The following is an 18041-nucleotide window of genomic DNA, read 5'->3' on the forward strand; positions in this document are numbered from 1 at the left end:
GTAAGCAGCGTGATAAGAAACCCTGTATTGCTGACACTATAATCAGGATGCTACTCTTTGGCAATCGAGACGCTTAGATGGCTAAATGCAGCTTTTACAGGAGCAGGTAATGGCACAACCTCATGACAACAGCGCCGTCGGCGAGGCGCTGGCGCAGACTTTGCTGGCGGCATCAACCGGGATAAATGACGGAGCGGCACGCCGGCTGGCGGAACAGCTGTTCAACTGGCAGCCCGCGACGGTGCCGGTTACCCTGCAGGCGCTGGCGGCCGAACTGCAGCAGGATGAGGCGCTGCAGCAAATCCTCGGTGTACTGCGCTGGCGTTTCCTTACCCGTCCTGAAACGCAGCTGCCTGAGCACGGCTGCGCTGCGCCTGTCGGTTTTGCCGTCAGCGGGGCGTTAAGCGATCTGCTGATCCACTACTGCGCTGCCCCCGGCCAGCTGCCGCTGCGCGAAGCCGCCGATGCGCGCGAGCAGCATCTGCAGGCAGTTCAGCAGCTGTGGCGCGGATTTTCCGCCAGCTTTCGCCGCCGGGTCGGCAGCGAAGCGCTCTTCAGCTGGCCCGGATGTGACCAGCTGCTGCTGCAGTCGGTCTGGCATGACGCTCTCGGCTACAGCGGTGCAGCGCTGATCCGGCGCAGCCTCAGCGCTATCACGCTGAGTGATTTTTCCGGTATCGATGATGAGGAGATGCGCAACGCCTGTCTGCACAGCGCGCTGGCGCTGGGGCGCACCCTGATGCTGGCCGCTGACCATATTGCGGATGAAGAGGCGCTGGTTGCCCGCATTCGCCAGGCCGCGTAGGCGCTGGCGCAGGCAAAAAAAAAAACGCCTCCGTAAGGAGGCGTCTGGCACCGGGTGTCGGGATTATGCCGCTTCGCTGGGCTGCGCCCGCGGCCGGGGTTGTGGCTTCGGTGCGGCCAGGGCTTCCGGCACGAACTCATCCACATTAATGGCTTTCAGCCGGCTTGCTTCTGCGCGGATCAGCACCTGCGCTTCGCTCTCGTCGATCAGCCCCTCTTTCAGCGCCCGCTGCGCCAGCGCATCAAGGCGGGTAAAGGAGAGATGCTTTTTCTGTTGCTGACAGAGGCGATCGTGGATCACTTCTGCCGCCATCACATCCTGCAGCGCCTGCTCCAGCTGGCCCGCCGGATTATGCTCAGCTGGCGTCAGATACTGACCGCGGCCAAGGCGGGAGCGGGTGGCAGAAGGCAGCTGCAGCAGCTTCGCCAGTTTATGATCAAGTTTGTCTGACGGCGGCAGGCAGCGTTTGCCGCCGGCGAAGATAGCCAGGCGCAGCGCACCGGCGGCCAGACGGTTCGGGAAGTTACGCAGCAGATCGTCCATCGCCACTTCTGCCTGATGCAGCGCATCCTGCACGCCCCAGTGCACCAGCGGCAGATCGGCCTCATGGCGGCCTTCTTCGTCATAGCGTTTCAGCGTGGCGGAGGCCAGATACATCTGGCTCAGCACATCGCCAAGGCGGGCAGAGATGCGCTCGCGCCGCTTCAGGCTGCCGCCGAGCACCGCCATGGAGATATCGGAGAGCAGCGCCAGGTTCGCGCTCAGACGATTAAGCTGCTGATAGTAGTGGCGCGTGGCGTCACGCGTCGGCGCGGCGCTGGTGCGGCCGTTGGTCAGGCCGAGCCACAGGCTGCGTACCGCGCTGCTGCCGACGTGACCGACATGGCTGAACAGCGCGTGGTCAAAGCGGGAGAGATCGTTCTTCGCCGCCGCGTCCATCTCTTTAAGCACCCAGGGATGGCAGCGAATGGCACCCTGGCCGAAGATAATCATGCTGCGCGTCAGGATATTAGCGCCCTCAACCGTAATGGCGATTGGCGCACCCTGATAGGCGCGGGCGAGGAAGTTGTTATCTCCGAGCATAATGCCTTTGCCGCCCGCGATATCCATCGCGTCAATAATGGCGCGCTGGCCGCGGTGGGTGCAGTGATACTTCACAATCGCAGAGAGCACGGCGGGCTTTTCACCCTGCATAATGCCGGTGGTGATCAGCGTGGCGGCCGCGTCCATAACGTAAGCATTACCGGCAATACGCGCCAGCGGCTCTTCAATACCTTCCATTTTACCAATCGCCACTTTGAACTGACGGCGGATGTGCGCATAAGCGCCGGTGGCCAGCGCCACGCTTTTCAGACTGCCGGTGGAGTTAGAGGGCAGGGTGATGCCGCGCCCGACCGAGAGGCACTCGACCAGCATGCGCCAGCCCTGACCGGCCATCGCCGGGCCGCCGATGATATAGTCAATCGGCACGAAAATGTTGTTGCCGCGCGTCGGGCCGTTCTGGAACGGCACGTTGAGCGGGAAGTGGCGATTACCAATCTCCACGCCCGGCGTATGGGTCGGGATCAGTGCACAGGTAATTCCCGGCTCCGGGTTATCGCCCAGCAGACCATCGGGATCGGAGAGTTTAAACGCCAGGCCCAGCACGGTGGCAACCGGTGCCAGCGTAATATAGCGTTTGTTCCAGGTCAGGCGCATGCCCAGCACCTGCTGACCCTGCCACTCGCCCATGCAGACCACCCCGGTATCAGGAATGGCGCCCGCATCAGAACCCGCTTCCGGGCTGGTCAGGGCAAAGCAGGGGATCTCATCGCCGCGTGCCAGACGGGGCAGATAGTGATCTTTCTGCTCCTCAGTACCGTAATGCTGCAGCAGTTCGCCCGGTCCCAGAGAGTTCGGTACGCCGACGGTGATTGCCAGAATACCGGAGACGCCAGCCAGCTTCTGCAACACGCGCGCCTGCGCATAAGCGGAAAACTCCAGTCCGCCATACTCTTTTTTGATGATCATGGCGAAAAAGCGGTGCTGCTTCAGATAGGCCCACAGCTCCGGCGGCAAATCGGCCAGCTCATGAGTAATCGCGAAGTCGTTTGCCATACGGCACGCTTCCTCAACCGGACCATCCAGAAACGCCTGCTCCTCAGCGGTGAGGTGCGGGCGCGGATAGTTGTGCAGCTTCTGCCAGTCCGGCTTGCCCTGAAACAGGTCGCCTTCCCACCAGGTCGTGCCGGCATCGATCGCTTCCTGCTCTGTGCGTGACATCGGCGGCATGACGTTACGAAAGCCCCGCAGGGCTGGTTTTGAAAACAGGCGCTGGCGCAGCGACGTCAGGTTAAGCGGCAGCAGGACCAGCGCCAGCGGCAGCAGCAACCAGGCGCTCCAGAGGCCGGTTAAGGCCATGGCAGCGGTCCAGAGCAGCAGGATGGCGCTGCTCAGACGCAGAGATATCTGATGATAAAAGAGGGCGCTAACCAGCAGTAGCGTCGCCACAATGGAAACCAGCAGCATAGTGAATCGCTCCGTAAGTAGTAAGAGGTCTGACCTGTTAGTCACAGGTTTAGAGCAGCCGCTCTTAATAAGCAATTCCTTTACATCACAATTACAACCAGGCTCACAAAATCATCGCGGCTGGCGCATTTATCGCCTGGCTACGCTGTGGCAGACGCGTTTTCACTGCTGCCAGCGCTTTGCGCCCCTGTGGCATTCCGTTAAACTTGCCGGGTTAACCTCTCCGCTAAAGGACATCTCTTATGTATCAGGACATCATTCGCTCGGAACTCAACGAAGCCGCCGACACCCTGACCCGATTTTTGAGTGACGACGCGAACATCCACGCTATTCAGCGCGCTGCGGTGCTGCTGGCAGATAGTTTCAAAGCGGGCGGAAAAGTGCTCTCCTGCGGTAACGGGGGATCGCACTGTGACGCGATGCATTTTGCCGAGGAGCTGACCGGCCGCTATCGCGAAAATCGTCCTGGCTACCCGGCGATTGCGATTTCTGATGTCAGCCATCTCTCCTGCGTCAGCAACGACTTCGGCTATGACCATGTGTTTTCGCGCTACGTGGAAGCGGTCGGGCGCGAAGGCGATGTGCTGCTGGGGCTCTCCACTTCCGGCAACTCCGCTAACATCATCAAAGCGATTGAGGCCGCGCGCGCGCAGGGAATGAAAGTGATCACCCTGACCGGCAAAGATGGCGGCAAAATGGCGGGCAGTGCGGATATTGAGATCCGGGTTCCGCATTTTGGCTATGCCGATCGCATCCAGGAGATCCACATTAAAGTGATCCATATCCTGATGCTGCTGATTGAAAAAGAGATGGTTAAGTAATTTACGCTGCCTTCCCGCATGCCGGGAGGGGTGAGAAGGGGGGAAGCTATGTGCGAATTGCTTGGGATGAGCGCCAATGTCCCTACGGATATCTGTTTCAGTTTTACCGGACTGGTGCAGCGCGGCGGCGGTACCGGACCGCATAAAGATGGCTGGGGTATCGCCTTTTATGAAGGTAAAGGGTGCCGCACATTTAAAGATCCGCTGCCGAGCGTAAATTCACCGGTTGCCCGCCTGGTGCAGGAGTATCCGATCAAATCGCACTCGGTGGTCGCGCATATCCGTCAGGCAAACCGGGGCGAAGTCTCGCTGGAGAATACGCATCCGTTTACCCGCGAGCTGTGGGGCCGCAACTGGACTTACGCGCACAACGGACAGCTTAAAGGCTATCGCCAGCTCGACAGCGGCCACTTCCGCCCGGTGGGGGAGACCGACAGTGAAAAGGCGTTTTGCTGGATCCTCTCACAGCTGCAGGCGCGCTATCCGCGCACGCCAGGTAACTGGCCCGCCGTGTTCCGCTATATCGCTGAAATCGCCGGCGAGCTGCGTGAAAAGGGCGTTTTCAATATGCTGCTATCGGATGGTCGCTATCTGATGGCGTTCTGCTCCACCAATCTCTACTGGATCACGCGGCGCGCGCCGTTTGGTAAAGCGCGCCTGCTGGATCAGGATGTAGAGATCGATTTCCAGCAGCAGACCACGCCGCATGATGTGGTGACGGTTATCGCCACGCAGCCGCTGACCGGAAATGAAACCTGGCACCGGATAGCGCCAGGCGAGTGGGCACTATTTTGCCTGGGTGAGCGCCAGGAATGATTTGGACGCCGCGTCCGGTGCAGAAAGTACCGGCGTGTTGTTCACCGCATACTGACCCGTTGCGGTGACGTTAACGCTGGGCGGTACGTGATATTTAGCAAAATAGGCGTAGCCCGGCTGCAGTTCGCGCCAGAAATCGATGTAGGTCGAATAGCGATGACGCTGAAGATTGCTTTCCGTCATGCGGAACGGATAAATATTCAGCTGCATCTCCTGCTGGCCGTTACGCAGGGCCGCATTAACGTAGTTGAAAATCTCATCCATTGAGCCGTTGGTCATGGCGTAGCAGCCTACGGAAACGCAGTCGCCGTGAATCATCAGATAGTTGCCGTTATAGCCCTTGCTGCGATCGTACTGGTTAGGAAAACCGGTATTGATGGCGCGGTAAAAGCGGCTGTCAGGTTTCAGCTGATTGAGTTTGACGTTGTAGAAACCTTCCGGACTTTTGAAGTCGCCCTGGCGGCGCTTGGGACCGAGTCCGCCGGAAAAATTACAGATGCGATAGCTGTCCAGCAGGCGATATTCATTACCGATTTTGCCATAGAGCTCCAGCGTACGCTCTTCTTTGAAAATCTGAATAAACACCGGTGTACCCAGCAGTTGTTTTTTTAACTCTTTGCTTACCGGAGCCAGCGGCTGTGCGGGTTCAGGTGTGATTGCCCAGCTAAGGACTGGCATAAGAATCATCGCGAACAGCAGTGCGATTCTGCCCATTCTGTGTGTACCTTGAAGTGAAGAAAAACTCAGACGCGCAGCGTCACTCAGTTGCATTATCGGAAATATCCGCTATCGCTGCGCAACATTAACATTGTCTGGCTTTTAATCAAGATAGCGGGCAACAAAATGGCGCAAAGTTGTGATGCATCGGGGAGTAAAAGCGCTCAGGCGCGGCATCGGTGCCGATGACGATTGCTCAACGCCTTCGCTACTGTATACTTAGCCAGTGTCCGGAGGGGGTATGCGCAAAATCATTCATGTCGATATGGACTGCTTTTACGCAGCGGTTGAGATGCGTGACGATCCGTCGTTGCGGGATATCCCTATCGCGATTGGCGGCAACCGCGTTCAGCGCGGAGTGATCAGTACCGCTAACTATCCGGCGCGCAAATATGGCGTGCGCAGCGCCATGCCGACCTCGACCGCGCTGCGTCTCTGTCCGCACCTGCGCCTGCTGCCGGGACGCTTTGACGCCTATAAAGAAGCCTCGCGACAGATCCGCGACATCTTTCTCCGCTACACGCCGCTGATTGAACCGCTCTCGCTGGATGAAGCCTATCTGGATGTCACCAGCAGTCTGCACTGCCAGGGGTCGGCGACGCTGATGGCGCAGGCGATCCGCGCGGATATTCTGCGCGAAACCGGACTGACCGCGTCAGCCGGCATCGCACCGATCAAATTTCTGGCGAAAATCGCCTCCGACCTTAATAAGCCTGACGGCCAGTATGTGATCACCCCGCAGGCGGTGCCGGCGTTTCTGCATGAGCTGCCGCTCAGCAAGATCCCGGGCGTGGGCAAAGTGGCGACCAAAAAGCTGGAAGAGATGGGGCTGCGTACCTGTGCTGACGTGCAGCGCGCCGATCTGGCGCTGCTGCTGAAGCGGTTCGGAAAGTTTGGCCGCTCGCTCTGGGAACGCAGCAACGGAATCGATGACCGCGAAGTGATCGTCGAACGTGAACGTAAGTCGCTGGGGGTAGAGCGTACGCTGCCGGAAGATATCCACCACTGGGAGCAGTGCCTGCCGATTATCGACTACCTCTATGCGGAGCTGGATCGCCGTCTGGGGGCTATCCGGCCAGATAAGCAGATCGCCCGGCAGGGGGTGAAATTTAAGTTCAGCGATTTTCAGCAGACCACGCAGGAGCACGTCTGGGCGGTGCTGAATAAAGAGGATATGGTGGCGGTGGCGCGTCAGGTCTGGGAGGCGCGTCGGGCAGATCGCGGAGTAAGGCTGGTGGGACTGCACGTTACGCTGGTGGACCCGCAGCTGGAGCGTCAGCTGCTGCTGGGACTCTGAAATCTCCCCCGCCCGGCAAGCGGACAGGGGAGCGGCATCGATTACGCTTTTGCCGGAATCGCGTTCAGTAGCGCAGTGAGCAGCTTCCAGTAGAGGCCAACGCTCTCAATATGCACCTGCTCATCCGGCGAGTGCGGGCCGGTAATGGTCGGTCCGATAGAGACCATATCCATATGCGGATACGGTTTCTTGAACAGGCCACACTCCAGACCGGCATGGATCACCTGAATGTTTGGCGTTTTGCCAAACAGCGCTTCGTAGGTGGTGCGCGTCAGCGCCATGACCGGTGAGTCAGCGTCAGGCTGCCAGCCCGGATAACCGCCTTTTGGCGCAGTCTGCGCGCCCGCCAGCGCGCCCAGCGAGGTCAGCGTCTCTACCACCCACTCTCTGCCGGTATCGATCAGCGAACGGATCAGGCAGATGATTTCAGCGTTAGCCTGATCCATGCTGACCACACCCACGTTCAGCGAGGTTTCAACCACGCCTTTCGCCACGTCTGAATTACGGATCACGCCGTTAGGGGTGCTGTTGAGCAGGTTGATAAAGCGATCGCGGCTCTCCGCGCTCAGCGCCTCAGCCTGCTGCGCCAGCGGCTCGGTCTGCAGCACAATATGCTTCTCTTTGCTGCCGAGCTCGTTGAGCAGTATCGCCTGGAAGTGCATCGCCGCAGATTTCAGCGCGTCTACTTTGTGGCTCTCTACGGCCAGCGTGGCAAAGGCTTCACGCGGGATCGCGTTACGCAGCGTGCCGCCGGTAAAGTCGATCAGACGCAGATCCAGCTCGCGGGCATGAGCGGCAAGAAAACGTGCCAGCAGTTTGTTCGCGTTGCCGAGACCAAGATGGATATCCGCACCGGAATGACCGCCTTTCAGACCTTTAAGCGTCAGCTTCAGCGTTTCATAGCCGGCTGGCACCGCTTCGCGACTCAGCGGCAGCGTGGTAATAAAGTCGATGCCGCCCGCGCAACCCATGTAGATCTCACCCTCTTCTTCAGAGTCGGTGTTGATCAGGATCTCTGCCTGCAGCCAGTCCGGCTGCAGGCCAAACGCGCCATCCATGCCCGACTCTTCGGTCATGGTCAGCAGCACTTCCAGCGGGCCGTGCGTCAGGCTGTTGTCAGCCAGTACCGCCAGCGCTGACGCCATGCCGATACCGTTATCTGCACCCAGCGTGGTGCCGCGCGCTTTCACCCATTCGCCGTCCACCCACGGCTGAATCGGATCTTTCGTGAAATCGTGGGCGGTATCGTTGTTCTTTTGCGGCACCATATCCAGGTGCGCCTGCAGGGCAACCGGCGTGCGGTTTTCCATGCCGGGCGTGGCAGGTTTGCGGATCAGAATATTACCGACCCGATCGCGTTCGACCCAGAAATTCTGCTCTTTGGCCCAGCTGACCACATATTCAGCCAGCGCCTCTTCATGATAAGAAGGGTGGGGAATGGAGCAGATTTTGGCGAAGATATCCCACAGCGGCTGCGGGGAGAGTTGAGACAATTCAGACACAACGCGTCTCCTGTATCAGCGTGGCGGACAGGCCGCTCGCACGCAGTTTCCGGTTTAAGATCGCCGTCAGCTCATCTGACGTGATGAGCCAGAGAATATCACCCTTTATTCGCAGGCGCGTCATCAGGCGCGCTAAAAACCTGCAACCAGTGTGACGGATGCTGGTTTTTAACGCGTCAGATCCTTATAATCTCGCGCAACCTTTTCCCCCTTGCATATTTTTAAGCCACTTTTGGTGGTTGGGATTCCTTTTATGAGCGAAAAATACGTCGTAACCTGGGACATGCTGCAGATTCATGCCCGTAAACTGGCCCAGCGCCTGCTTCCTGTGGAACAGTGGAAAGGCATCATCGCGGTAAGCCGCGGCGGTCTGGTTCCGGCATCGCTGCTGGCGCGTGAGCTGGGTATTCGCTACGTCGATACCGTTTGCATCTCCAGTTACGATCACGATCACCAGCGCGAAATGAAAGTGCTGAAGCGCGCCGAAGGCGACGGTGAAGGCTTTATCGTTATCGACGATCTGGTCGACACCGGCGGCACTGCGCAGGCGATCCGTGATATGTATCCGAAAGCGCGTTTCTGCACCATCTTCGCCAAGCCTGCTGGCCGCGCGCTGGTGGATGATTACATTGTGGATATCCCGCAGAACACCTGGATCGAACAGCCGTGGGACATGGGCGTGGTCTATATTCCGCCAATCGTCAAAAGCTGATTGATGCAACGCAAACAACGCCCGGTTAAGCCGGGCGTTGTGCTATTCGCGCCTCGCGCAGCCGGGGCGGGTGCAGTAAACTCATAGCCATCTATGCGACCGCCGCAGGAGAAACCATCAGATGGCCGAAAAAAATCTTAGCGAAGAGTTATTCAAGCCGCGTTTTAAACATCCCGAAACCTCTTCCCTGGTGCGCCGCCAGCATCACGCTACCGCACAGGTGCATAACGCGCTGGAGGGGGATACTCAGCGCGGCTGGTATCGCATGCTTAACAAGCTGCTCTGGACATGGCGCGGCCTGTCACCGCAGGAGATCAGCGAAGTCCTGGCGCGCATCGCCGTCAGCCGCTTTGAACACACCGATGAGGCGCTGCTGGATACGGTAATCGGCTATCGCGGCGGCAACTGGAATTTTGAGTGGTCAAAGCAGGCGGCGCTCTGGCAGCAGCGGGCGATGCAGAGCGAGCAGCATGATGAAGCGGGCCAGCAGTGGCTGCATGCGGCGAATCTCTACAGCCTCGCGGCCTATCCCTACATTAAAGGCGATGAGCTGGCCGATCAGGCGCAGGTGCTGGCTAATCGCGCCTATGAAGAGGCGACCCGGCGGCTGCCGGGCGAGCTGAAATCGCTGACGTTTCCCGTCAGTGGCGGCAGCCCGGTTACCGGGTTTCTGCATATGCCGGCGCAGGCCAGCGCACCTTATCCCACCGTGATGCTGTGCGGGGGGCTTGATTCGCTGCAGAGCGATCACTATCGGCTGTTTCATGACTACCTGGCCCCGCGCGGTATCGCTATGCTGACGCTGGATATGCCATCGGTTGGCTATAGCAGTAAATGGACGCTAAACCAGGACACCAGCCATCTGCATCAGCAGGTTCTGCGCGAGCTCAGCAACGTGCCGTGGATCGATCACACCCGCGTGGCGCTGTTTGGCTACCGCTTTGGTGCCAATATTGCGACCCGACTCGCCTGGCTTGAAGTACCGCGTATCCGTGCCGTGGCCACGCTGGGCGCGATGGTACACGGCGTGTTTGTTGACGCGGCGCGTCAGCAGCAGCTGCCGGACATGTATATGGATATGCTGGCGAGCCGGCTGGGTATGGCGTCAACGTCCGACAGCAACCTGCGCATTGAGCTGAATCGCTATTCGCTGAAGGTACAGGGGCTGCTGGGACGCCGCACCCCGGTGCCGATGCTGGCCGCTTACTGGCCGGACGATCTTTTCAGCCCGGAGGAGGACTCACGCCTGATTGCCGGTTCGTCGGCGCAGGGCAAAACGCTGGCTATTCCGGCTTCACCGGTATTTCACAGTTTTGAGAAAGCGCTGAATCAGATTTGTGACTGGCTCAGCAAACAGTTGCAGCGGTAACTGGCAAAACACAAAACCTCTGCTAAAACTTAATGTCGGCATATTACGCGCTGCGCCTTTTGCTCAGCGCGCTGCTTTTTTTACGGTTTATTTGAGGGAGAGAATTAGCATGACGTTACCGAGTGGTCACCCCCGTAGTCGCCTGCTTAAGCGCTTCACCGAATTGGGGCCGTACATCCGTGAAGGAAAATGCGAAGATACGCGTTTCTTTTTTGACTGCCTGGCTGCCTGCGTTAACGTAAAGCCTGCACCGGAGAGCCGCGAGTTCTGGGGCTGGTGGATGACGCTGGATGCGCACAGCGATCACTTTACCTACGAATATCACTTCGGCCTGTTTGATAAAGAGGGCGACTGGAGTGTGACAACCATTAAAGGTAAAGAGAACAACGAGCGTGTAGAGAGCACCCTGCGTAACTTTCATGAGCGGCTGAAAGCGATGCTGCACGAGCAGAAGCTCGATCTGCGTCCCGCAGCTGGTTTTAAAGAAGAGCCGGTTAAGCTGAGCGCATAACGTAAAAAAAAGAGCCGGTCATGCGCCGGCTCTTGCGTTGTCAGGGTGTCGATACCGCAGCGGGTAATCAGAACTGATAGGTCAGCGCAACGGCAACCACATCGTCATTGTTCAGCCCCAGCTTGTTGTTGTCATCCAGCTGATTGATTTTGTAATCCACCATGGTCGACATGTTTTTATTGAAGTAGTACGTCAGGCCCAGATCAACATATTTCACCAGGTCTTCATCACCCACGCCTTCAATATCCTTGCCTTTGGTCTGTACATAGCCGAGTGACGGACGCAGACCGGAATCGAACTGATACTGCGCCACCATTTCAATGTTCTGCGCTTTGTTGGCAAAGCCGCGCGTGCCGATTGGCGTCATGTTGCGAGTCTCGGTGTAGATGGACGCCAGGTAGAGGGCGTTGGCATCATATTTAATACCGGCTCCCCAGGACTCCGCTTTGTCGCCGCGTCCGAGCAGGCCGGCCTGCTGCTGCTGACTGGTGCGATCGGATGAGGTAATGGCTGACATCAGGCTGACGCCGCTATCGCCAATGGTGTAGCCCAGGGATGCGCCGTAGCCGTCGCCGTTCTGGGTGCTGGTATCCGCTGCGCTGCCGCGGCTGTTTGCGCTGTCGGCGTCGTTTTTACCCTGATACTGCAGGGCGAAGCGCAGGCCATCCACCAGACCAAAGAAATTACTGTTGCGGTAGGTTGCCACGCCTGACGTGCGCGCCGCCATAAAGTTATCGGTGCGCGCGGTGCCGTCACCCCCGAACTCAGGGAAAACGTCGGTCCAGGCTTCCACGTCATACAGCACGCCGTAGTTACGGCCATAATCGATTGAGCCATAGTCGCCAAATTTCAGGCCGGCAAAGCCGAGACGGGTTTTGTTGCCGTTGTTCGCGTCACTGCCTTCAGAGCGGTTGCCCTGAAACTGATATTCCCACTGGCCGTAACCCGTCATCAGATCGTTGATCTGCGTCTGACCTTTAAAACCGAGACGCACGTAAGTTTTATCACCGTCCGCGCCTGCATTGTCACTGAGATAGTGCATCCCTTTTACGCGACCGTAGAGATCCAGTTTGTTGCCGTCTTTATTATAAATTTCTGCGGCTTGTGCCGTTGTGGCCAAAGCCAGTGCGGAAACAACCAGTGCCAGTGTGCTTTTCTTCATTTGCTATCAATCCCGATGAGTAAAAAAAGTATGTACCCGTGAAAAGGTTTGTAAAACACGGGACGTTTTACCGATCGCTGATGAAGGTTTTATGACAGATTTGCGCAATCGGGGTGAACGAGGCGGTTAAGTTGTGCTGACTGGCCTGCGGAAATTCGCGCTTTTCCCGGCGTGGCTGTTGGCTTCCTTGCTGACTCCTGATAAAACGTCCGTTCGCGGATTTTTTCTCAGATGGCAGGAAAATATGAGTGGCAGTCAGACCCTGGTGGTCAAATTGGGTACCAGCGTTCTCACCGGCGGTTCGCGCCGGCTGAATCGGGCGCACATGGTGGAGCTGGTTCGCCAGTGTGCACAAATGCACGCGGCGGGACATCGCATTGTTATTGTCACCTCCGGCGCGATTGCGGCCGGACGTGAACACCTTGGCTATCCCGAACTGCCACCGACCATCGCCTCAAAGCAGCTGCTGGCTGCGGTGGGGCAGAGCCGTCTGATCCAGCTGTGGGAGCAGCTGTTCTCTATTTATGGCATCCATATCGGGCAGATGCTGCTGACGCGCGCGGATATGGAAGATCGCGAACGCTTTCTTTATGCGCGCGATATGCTGCGCGCGCTGCTGGATAACCACATCGTTCCGGTGATTAACGAAAACGATGCGGTCGCTACGGCGGAAATTAAAGTTGGCGATAACGACAACCTCTCGGCGCTGGCGGCAATGCTGGGCGGAGCGGACAAACTGCTGCTGCTGACCGATCAGCAGGGGCTGTTTACCGCCGATCCGCGCACGAATCCGGAGGCGCAGCTGATTAGCGACGTGCACCAGATTGATGATGCGCTGCGGACACTGGCGGGCGGCAGCGTGTCAGGATTAGGCACCGGTGGTATGGCAACCAAACTGCAGGCTGCGGATGTCGCCTGTCGCGCCGGCATCGATGTGATTATCGCTGCCGGCAGCCGTCCCGATGTGATTAGCGATGTGCTGAACGGCAAACCGGTCGGCACGCGCTTTCACGCGCAGCAGTCGCCGCTGGAGAACCGCAAGCGCTGGATCTTCGGCGCGCCGCCGGCCGGCGAAATCACCATTGATGATGGTGCCCTGGCGGCGGTGCTGGAGCGCGGCAGTTCGCTGCTGCCTAAAGGCATCCGCGAGGTGCAGGGAAATTTCTCACGCGGTGAGGTGATCCGGATCCGCAACCTGCAGGGACGCGATATCGCCCACGGCGTGACGCGTTACAACAGCGATGCGATGCGCATGATCGCCGGACATCACAGCCAGGAGATCGGTGATATTCTCGGTTATGAATATGGCCCGGTTGCCGTGCATCGCGACGACATGGTTGTCAGCTAAGGAGCAGAAAATGTTAGAGGAAATGGGTAAGGCGGCGCGGGCGGCATCGTACGCGCTGGCGGCGCTCTCCACCGCAGAGAAAAATCAGGTGTTGCTCACCCTGGCTGAAGGGCTGGAGGCGGATCACGCAGAGATTCTGGCGGCGAATGAACAGGATCTGGCCGACGCGCGGCAGAGCGGCATGAGCGCGGCACTGCTCGATCGCCTGACGCTGACGCCGCAGCGGCTGAAGAGTATCGCCGATGATGTGCGGCAGGTCTGCCAGCTGGCCGATCCGGTCGGACAGCTTATTGACGGGGGCCAGCTCGACAGCGGCCTGCGTATTGAACGGCGTCGTGTGCCGCTCGGCGTAGTGGGCGTTATTTACGAAGCGCGTCCGAACGTCACCGTTGATGTGGCGGCTCTCTGCCTGAAAACCGGCAACGCAGCCATCCTGCGCGGTGGTAAAGAGACATGGCGCACCAATGCGGCCACGGTCAGAGTCATTCAGCGTGCGCTGGTAAAACATAACCTGCCAGCCGGGGCCATACAGGCGATTGAAAATCCGGATCGCGAGCTGGTCAGTCAGCTGCTGAAGCTGGATCGCTATGTCGATATGCTGATCCCGCGCGGCGGGGCAGGGCTGCATAAGCTGTGCCGTGAACACTCCACTATCCCGGTGATCACCGGTGGTATCGGCGTCTGCCATCTCTATCTTGATGAGACGATGGAGATCGCGCCGGCGCTTGAGATCATCGTTAACGCCAAAAAACAGCGGCCGAGCGCCTGCAACTCGCTGGAGACGCTGCTGATCCATCAGGATCAACTCGATCGTTTCCTGCCAGCTTTCCTGCAGCGTATGGCGCAGGAAAATATTACGCTGCACGGCGATGCCAATATTCTGGCGCAGCTGCAGACAGGGCCGGCCAGCGTCGTCGCAGTGAGCGAGGCGCACTATCGCGATGAGTGGCTGTCAAACGATCTCAACGTGAAGCGGGTAGCGGACATGGATGAGGCGATTGCGCACATTCGTGAATATGGCACCCAGCACTCCGACGGCATTCTGACGCGCAGCATCCGGCACGCGAATGCGTTTGTTCAGCAGGTGGACTCTTCTGCGGTCTACGTCAACGCCAGTACCCGTTTCACCGACGGCGGCCAGTTTGGTCTGGGCGCTGAGGTGGCAGTCAGTACGCAAAAACTGCACGCGCGCGGTCCGATGGGGCTGGAAGCGCTGACCACCTACAAATGGATTGGCTGGGGCGACGATACGCTGCGCCGCTAGCCGTCCTGCCCGCCTCAGATGGGTACCTGTACAGGTACCCATTTTTTTTGCTTTAGATCCACTCAATATCACAGCTTTCTGAAATTTATCTGTCATCTGTGGCGCGTCAGCCGCTTTTCACCCATTTTTTTGTGTAAGCGCTGGTCCGGGTTTAACAGAAGATTCCTGAAAACCTCAGTCAGAACAAGCTGTCACACATTCATTGCTGGTTTAGCGCAGACGGGCGAGGATAATGATCCTCCAGCTTCATTGATAATATCGCGTGGGTAGTAAACTAGCGGTAATATAAAATGAACTGGTAGCAAAAACCAAAATAACATTCAGTCTTTTACTGATGGCAGACAATTAACTGATGGTTAAAAAAGAGAGTACAAAACACGCTTTTACTGCCAGGCTGATTGCCGCATGCGAAAGTGCGGGAATTGTCGGACATGGACGAAACAAACAGGTTGCACAGGCGTTGCAGCAAAGAGGATGCAAAATTTCAACGCCGGGGGTATGGAAATGGTTCAACGGTCAGTCGATTCCGGATGACGGGAATCTGTTAGCGCTAAGCGATCTGCTGGGCGTGCGCGTGGAGTGGCTGCAGTTTGGTATGGAGAAACCGGATGCCGGGCTTTCGCAGCAGCGTCTGCTCTCCGCCGGGCATATGTTCCGCGTGGAGAGCCTGGATATCGGCCAGCGCAGCGCGCAGGGCATTGCCGCGCGCGATGAGCTGGTAGAGACCATTCAGGCGATAGAATATGGTCTGGATGAGGCGCGCGTGCTGTTTAATGGCCGCCCGGCAGAAAGCATCCGGCTTATTGCGCTGAACAGCGATTCAATGGCCGGCACCTTCGCACCGCGCGATCAGCTGTTTGTCGATATCAGCGTACATCACTTTGATGGCGATGGAATTTATCTGTTTACGCTTGACGATCAGCTCTATCTCAAACGCCTGCAATTGCAGCATAAAAAAGTGGCCGTTATCTCAGATAACAAGCGCTATGAGACCTGGTATCTGACGCTGGATGAAGCCGATTCTCTGCAGGTGATCGCCCGCGTTATCATGAGCCAGGCACGTGATTATCAGATCCTGGGCTGAGCCGTTGCCGGCATCGGCAGAAAAAAATAACCCGGCTGAAATCATAAATTTAACTGCTGGTAAATAAAAAATTAACTGTTGGTGTTTGCCAAAGTATTAGAACATGTTAATAATTTGACCATAGATGGACGAAATCGTTGCCCCCGGATGGGCCCGCTCTTAAACAATTGAGGCGCTGCACAAGCGCGAAACTACCCACTCAAAATCAGTGTATTTTGGGATGGGGTGGATACGCACTCAGCAGCGTTGTCAGTTGTCTCCTGCCTTCACTTCTCTCTGCTTTTTCCTGGCCGTTTTTTAACGACCGGGAAAGCGGATTGTGGGTGATTCCAGTGGCACACCGGACGCACCGGCCTCTGCCGGAAGGCCGCGTTTGCCACCCCATCGCCAAAAACTCATTCACAGGAGGAGTTATGGCGATTATCCAATATGGCAAATCAGCGTTTACCGGTAATGCACGAACCCGGCGTCATCGACGACGCCAGCCACTCGCACGTCTGAACCGTACTATCGACAACGCACTCGGGCTCGAATGCGATGACGTCACGCTGCGCACTGCTGAACGTATCTGTCAGCGGGAGATTCGATCCAGAGTAGAGCGTGCCGTACTGGCGCCGGGACGCTCGCACAGTGAAAGCGCCAGTTTCGATAACTGCTGTTTACCCCACGTTCATCTCTACGCTACCCGTTAAGTTTCTCCTGCTTTTCCAGTTCTGAACGGAACGTTTTTACATTGCTCACTGTTTAACCACGCTTGAGCGTTGCGCTTGAATCTGGCGTGCGCGAATGGCTGACCGATCAGTGACGTTTAAGTGTGCTGACCCTGTGCGCAGCGTACTCCGTGTTGCGCCTCAAAGAAGGAACGGATATGAGCCAGATTATTGCCATTTTAAATTTTGAAGAGGGTTATCGCGAAGCGCCCTATCTGGATACGCAGGGCTTTCCCACCGTGGCGGGCGGCATCCGCATCGGACCAAAGGGCGCCTCGCTGAGCAACTACATCTTTCAGGTGCCGCGCCGCGTCGGGGACGTCTGGAAGCAGTGCATTGTGGAGAAAAAAGTGCAGGAGATGCAACAGCGCGAACTGATCCGCCAGGCGCTGCTGAAGTGCAACGATGCCCGCAGTGACGTGCTGATTAGCATGGCGTATCAGATGGGCGTGGAGGGGCTTGCGCTGTTTCGCGGCATGCTCACCTCGGTCACGCAGGGCGACTTTGACGCCGCAGCGAATGCCATGCTGGATAGCCTTTGGGCGCGGCAGACCGCCGGACGCGCCCGGCGGCATGCGGAAGCGATGCGCAGCGGCACCTATGACATCTACCGGGGGCTGCTATGAACATGAAGTGGATGATCTTCATCATTGCGGTACTGGCGGCAATCATACTGCTGCTCCTGCTGCAGCGCTTCACCACGCTGGAGTTTGTTAAACACGCGCGCCTGCTGTTTAAAACCTGGTCAGTGTGGCTCGCTTCACTCGGCTCCATGCTCAGCGCGTGGGCGCAATCTTTTCCCGCTTCCGCGCTCGATGCCTGGAATGCGCTGCCGCCGGACGTCAAAGAGGTTCTGCCGCACAACTACCTGGGGTTAATTGGTGCCTTTATGGTGGCAATGGGCGTTATGGCGCAGTTTGTGCGACAGAAAAATCTGGCGGAAAAACGCAGCGCGCTGGAGGAAAAATCATGAGTTTTCTTCTTTCCCTGCTGGCGGGCAGCTGGCACTGGCTGGCGGCGCTGTTCGGCATCATCGCCGCGCTGGTAGCCAGCTACGCTGGCGGTAAAAAGATCGGCAAAGTGCAGCAGCAGGCTAAAGCAGACACCGAACGCGCAGAAAAAACAGCGGCGCAGGCGGTAGCGGTTAACCAGCAGCAGCAGCAGCTGCGTGAGGAGGCCCGACGTGTGGAAATCAGCAACAGTAATCTTGATGATGCTGCCGCTCGTGACAAGCTGCAGCAATCGAAGTACCACCAGCCCTGAGGCGCCGGTCGTTATCGACTCCGCCTGCTCTCTGTTTTCACCCATTTATACCCACGGCAGTGACGCCGATCGCATGGATATTCGCACCGTGCGTGCCATTAACAATCACAACGACCTCTGGGATCGGCACTGCCGCACGCCGGCACGCTAAC

Annotated in this window: 19 protein-coding genes; 15 read left to right on the plus strand and 4 right to left on the minus strand. The window is 57.8% G+C overall.

Features of this window, described 5'->3' with window-relative positions; translation table 11 throughout:
* Nucleotides 1-109: 109 nt before the first annotated feature.
* Complete coding sequence (locus tag C1Y41_RS00150) at nt 110-805, plus strand: hypothetical protein (protein ID WP_104084602.1); 696 nt, start codon at nt 110-112, stop codon at nt 803-805.
* 63 nt (nt 806-868) lie between these two features.
* Here C1Y41_RS00150 and fadE read toward each other — a convergent pair whose 3' ends face one another.
* Nucleotides 869-3313: an acyl-CoA dehydrogenase FadE gene (gene fadE / locus C1Y41_RS00155; RefSeq protein ID WP_104084603.1), complete on the minus strand. Its 2445-nt coding sequence runs from the start codon at nt 3311-3313 to the stop codon at nt 869-871.
* Nucleotides 3314-3555: 242 nt separating this feature from the next.
* Here fadE and lpcA point away from each other — a divergent pair, with 242 nt between their 5' ends.
* Nucleotides 3556-4134: a D-sedoheptulose 7-phosphate isomerase gene (gene lpcA / locus C1Y41_RS00160; protein WP_065650032.1), complete on the plus strand. Its 579-nt coding sequence runs from the start codon at nt 3556-3558 to the stop codon at nt 4132-4134.
* A gap of 48 nt (nt 4135-4182) precedes the next feature.
* Nucleotides 4183-4950 (plus strand): class II glutamine amidotransferase, encoded by a 768-nt coding sequence (locus C1Y41_RS00165; RefSeq protein WP_039382863.1) that lies wholly within the window; start codon nt 4183-4185, stop codon nt 4948-4950.
* Here the strand turns inward: C1Y41_RS00165 and dpaA are convergent.
* Nucleotides 4921-5664 (minus strand): peptidoglycan meso-diaminopimelic acid protein amidase, encoded by a 744-nt coding sequence (gene dpaA, locus C1Y41_RS00170; RefSeq protein WP_039382866.1) that lies wholly within the window; start codon nt 5662-5664, stop codon nt 4921-4923. The two genes, C1Y41_RS00165 and dpaA, sit on opposite strands and share 30 nt — an antisense overlap.
* A gap of 244 nt (nt 5665-5908) precedes the next feature.
* Between dpaA and dinB the strand changes: the two genes are divergently transcribed.
* On the plus strand, nt 5909-6964 hold the full coding sequence (gene dinB, locus C1Y41_RS00175; protein ID WP_071668489.1) for a DNA polymerase IV: 1056 nt from the start codon (nt 5909-5911) through the stop codon (nt 6962-6964).
* A gap of 41 nt (nt 6965-7005) precedes the next feature.
* Here dinB and pepD read toward each other — a convergent pair whose 3' ends face one another.
* The gene (gene pepD, locus C1Y41_RS00180; protein WP_039382873.1) at nt 7006-8466 is read right to left on the minus strand and encodes a beta-Ala-His dipeptidase; all 1461 of its coding nucleotides are present in this window, start codon (nt 8464-8466) and stop codon (nt 7006-7008) included.
* A 253-nt stretch (nt 8467-8719) separates the two neighbouring features.
* Here pepD and gpt point away from each other — a divergent pair, with 253 nt between their 5' ends.
* The 3 genes from gpt (at nt 8720) to crl (ending at nt 11058) form a co-directional block, all read left to right on the plus strand.
* On the plus strand, nt 8720-9178 hold the full coding sequence (gene gpt, locus C1Y41_RS00185; RefSeq protein ID WP_007887137.1) for a xanthine phosphoribosyltransferase: 459 nt from the start codon (nt 8720-8722) through the stop codon (nt 9176-9178).
* Nucleotides 9179-9299: 121 nt separating this feature from the next.
* A complete protein-coding gene (gene frsA, locus C1Y41_RS00190; protein ID WP_039382875.1) occupies nt 9300-10547 on the plus strand; it encodes an esterase FrsA in 1248 nt (415 codons plus the stop codon).
* A 109-nt stretch (nt 10548-10656) separates the two neighbouring features.
* Complete coding sequence (crl, locus tag C1Y41_RS00195; protein ID WP_039382877.1) at nt 10657-11058, plus strand: sigma factor-binding protein Crl; 402 nt, start codon at nt 10657-10659, stop codon at nt 11056-11058.
* 67 nt (nt 11059-11125) lie between these two features.
* Here the strand turns inward: crl and ompC are convergent, their stop codons facing one another.
* A complete protein-coding gene (ompC, locus tag C1Y41_RS00200; RefSeq protein ID WP_104084604.1) occupies nt 11126-12220 on the minus strand; it encodes a porin OmpC in 1095 nt (364 codons plus the stop codon).
* A gap of 244 nt (nt 12221-12464) precedes the next feature.
* Between ompC and proB the strand changes: the two genes are divergently transcribed.
* The 8 genes from proB to C1Y41_RS19960 all read left to right on the plus strand — a co-directional run bounded on the left by proB (nt 12465) and on the right by C1Y41_RS19960 (nt 18040).
* Entirely contained in the window at nt 12465-13568 is a 1104-nt protein-coding gene (gene proB / locus C1Y41_RS00205; RefSeq protein ID WP_039382881.1) for a glutamate 5-kinase, read from the plus strand.
* Between the two features lie 10 nt (nt 13569-13578).
* A complete protein-coding gene (gene proA, locus C1Y41_RS00210) occupies nt 13579-14832 on the plus strand; it encodes a glutamate-5-semialdehyde dehydrogenase (RefSeq protein ID WP_039382883.1) in 1254 nt (417 codons plus the stop codon).
* A gap of 352 nt (nt 14833-15184) precedes the next feature.
* Complete coding sequence (locus tag C1Y41_RS00215; protein WP_039382885.1) at nt 15185-15916, plus strand: XRE family transcriptional regulator; 732 nt, start codon at nt 15185-15187, stop codon at nt 15914-15916.
* Between the two features lie 413 nt (nt 15917-16329).
* Nucleotides 16330-16608 carry a hypothetical protein gene (locus C1Y41_RS00220; RefSeq protein WP_071668492.1) on the plus strand — a complete coding sequence of 93 codons (279 nt, stop codon included), beginning with the start codon at nt 16330-16332 and terminating at the stop codon, nt 16606-16608.
* Between the two features lie 176 nt (nt 16609-16784).
* Complete coding sequence (locus tag C1Y41_RS00225; RefSeq protein WP_039382888.1) at nt 16785-17252, plus strand: glycoside hydrolase family protein; 468 nt, start codon at nt 16785-16787, stop codon at nt 17250-17252.
* Nucleotides 17253-17254: 2 nt separating this feature from the next.
* Nucleotides 17255-17599: a hypothetical protein gene (locus C1Y41_RS00230; RefSeq protein ID WP_175540454.1), complete on the plus strand. Its 345-nt coding sequence runs from the start codon at nt 17255-17257 to the stop codon at nt 17597-17599.
* The gene (locus tag C1Y41_RS00235; RefSeq protein ID WP_039382893.1) at nt 17596-17889 is read left to right on the plus strand and encodes a hypothetical protein; all 294 of its coding nucleotides are present in this window, start codon (nt 17596-17598) and stop codon (nt 17887-17889) included. The genes C1Y41_RS00230 and C1Y41_RS00235 overlap by 4 nt, the downstream gene beginning before the upstream one ends.
* Nucleotides 17852-18040 carry a hypothetical protein gene (locus C1Y41_RS19960; protein WP_128083791.1) on the plus strand — a complete coding sequence of 63 codons (189 nt, stop codon included), beginning with the start codon at nt 17852-17854 and terminating at the stop codon, nt 18038-18040. The genes C1Y41_RS00235 and C1Y41_RS19960 overlap by 38 nt, the downstream gene beginning before the upstream one ends.
* Nucleotide 18041: the final 1 nt, after the last annotated feature.

The organism is Pantoea sp. ICBG 1758, assembly GCF_002928325.1.
Taxonomy (GTDB): domain Bacteria; phylum Pseudomonadota; class Gammaproteobacteria; order Enterobacterales; family Enterobacteriaceae; genus Pantoea; species Pantoea eucrina.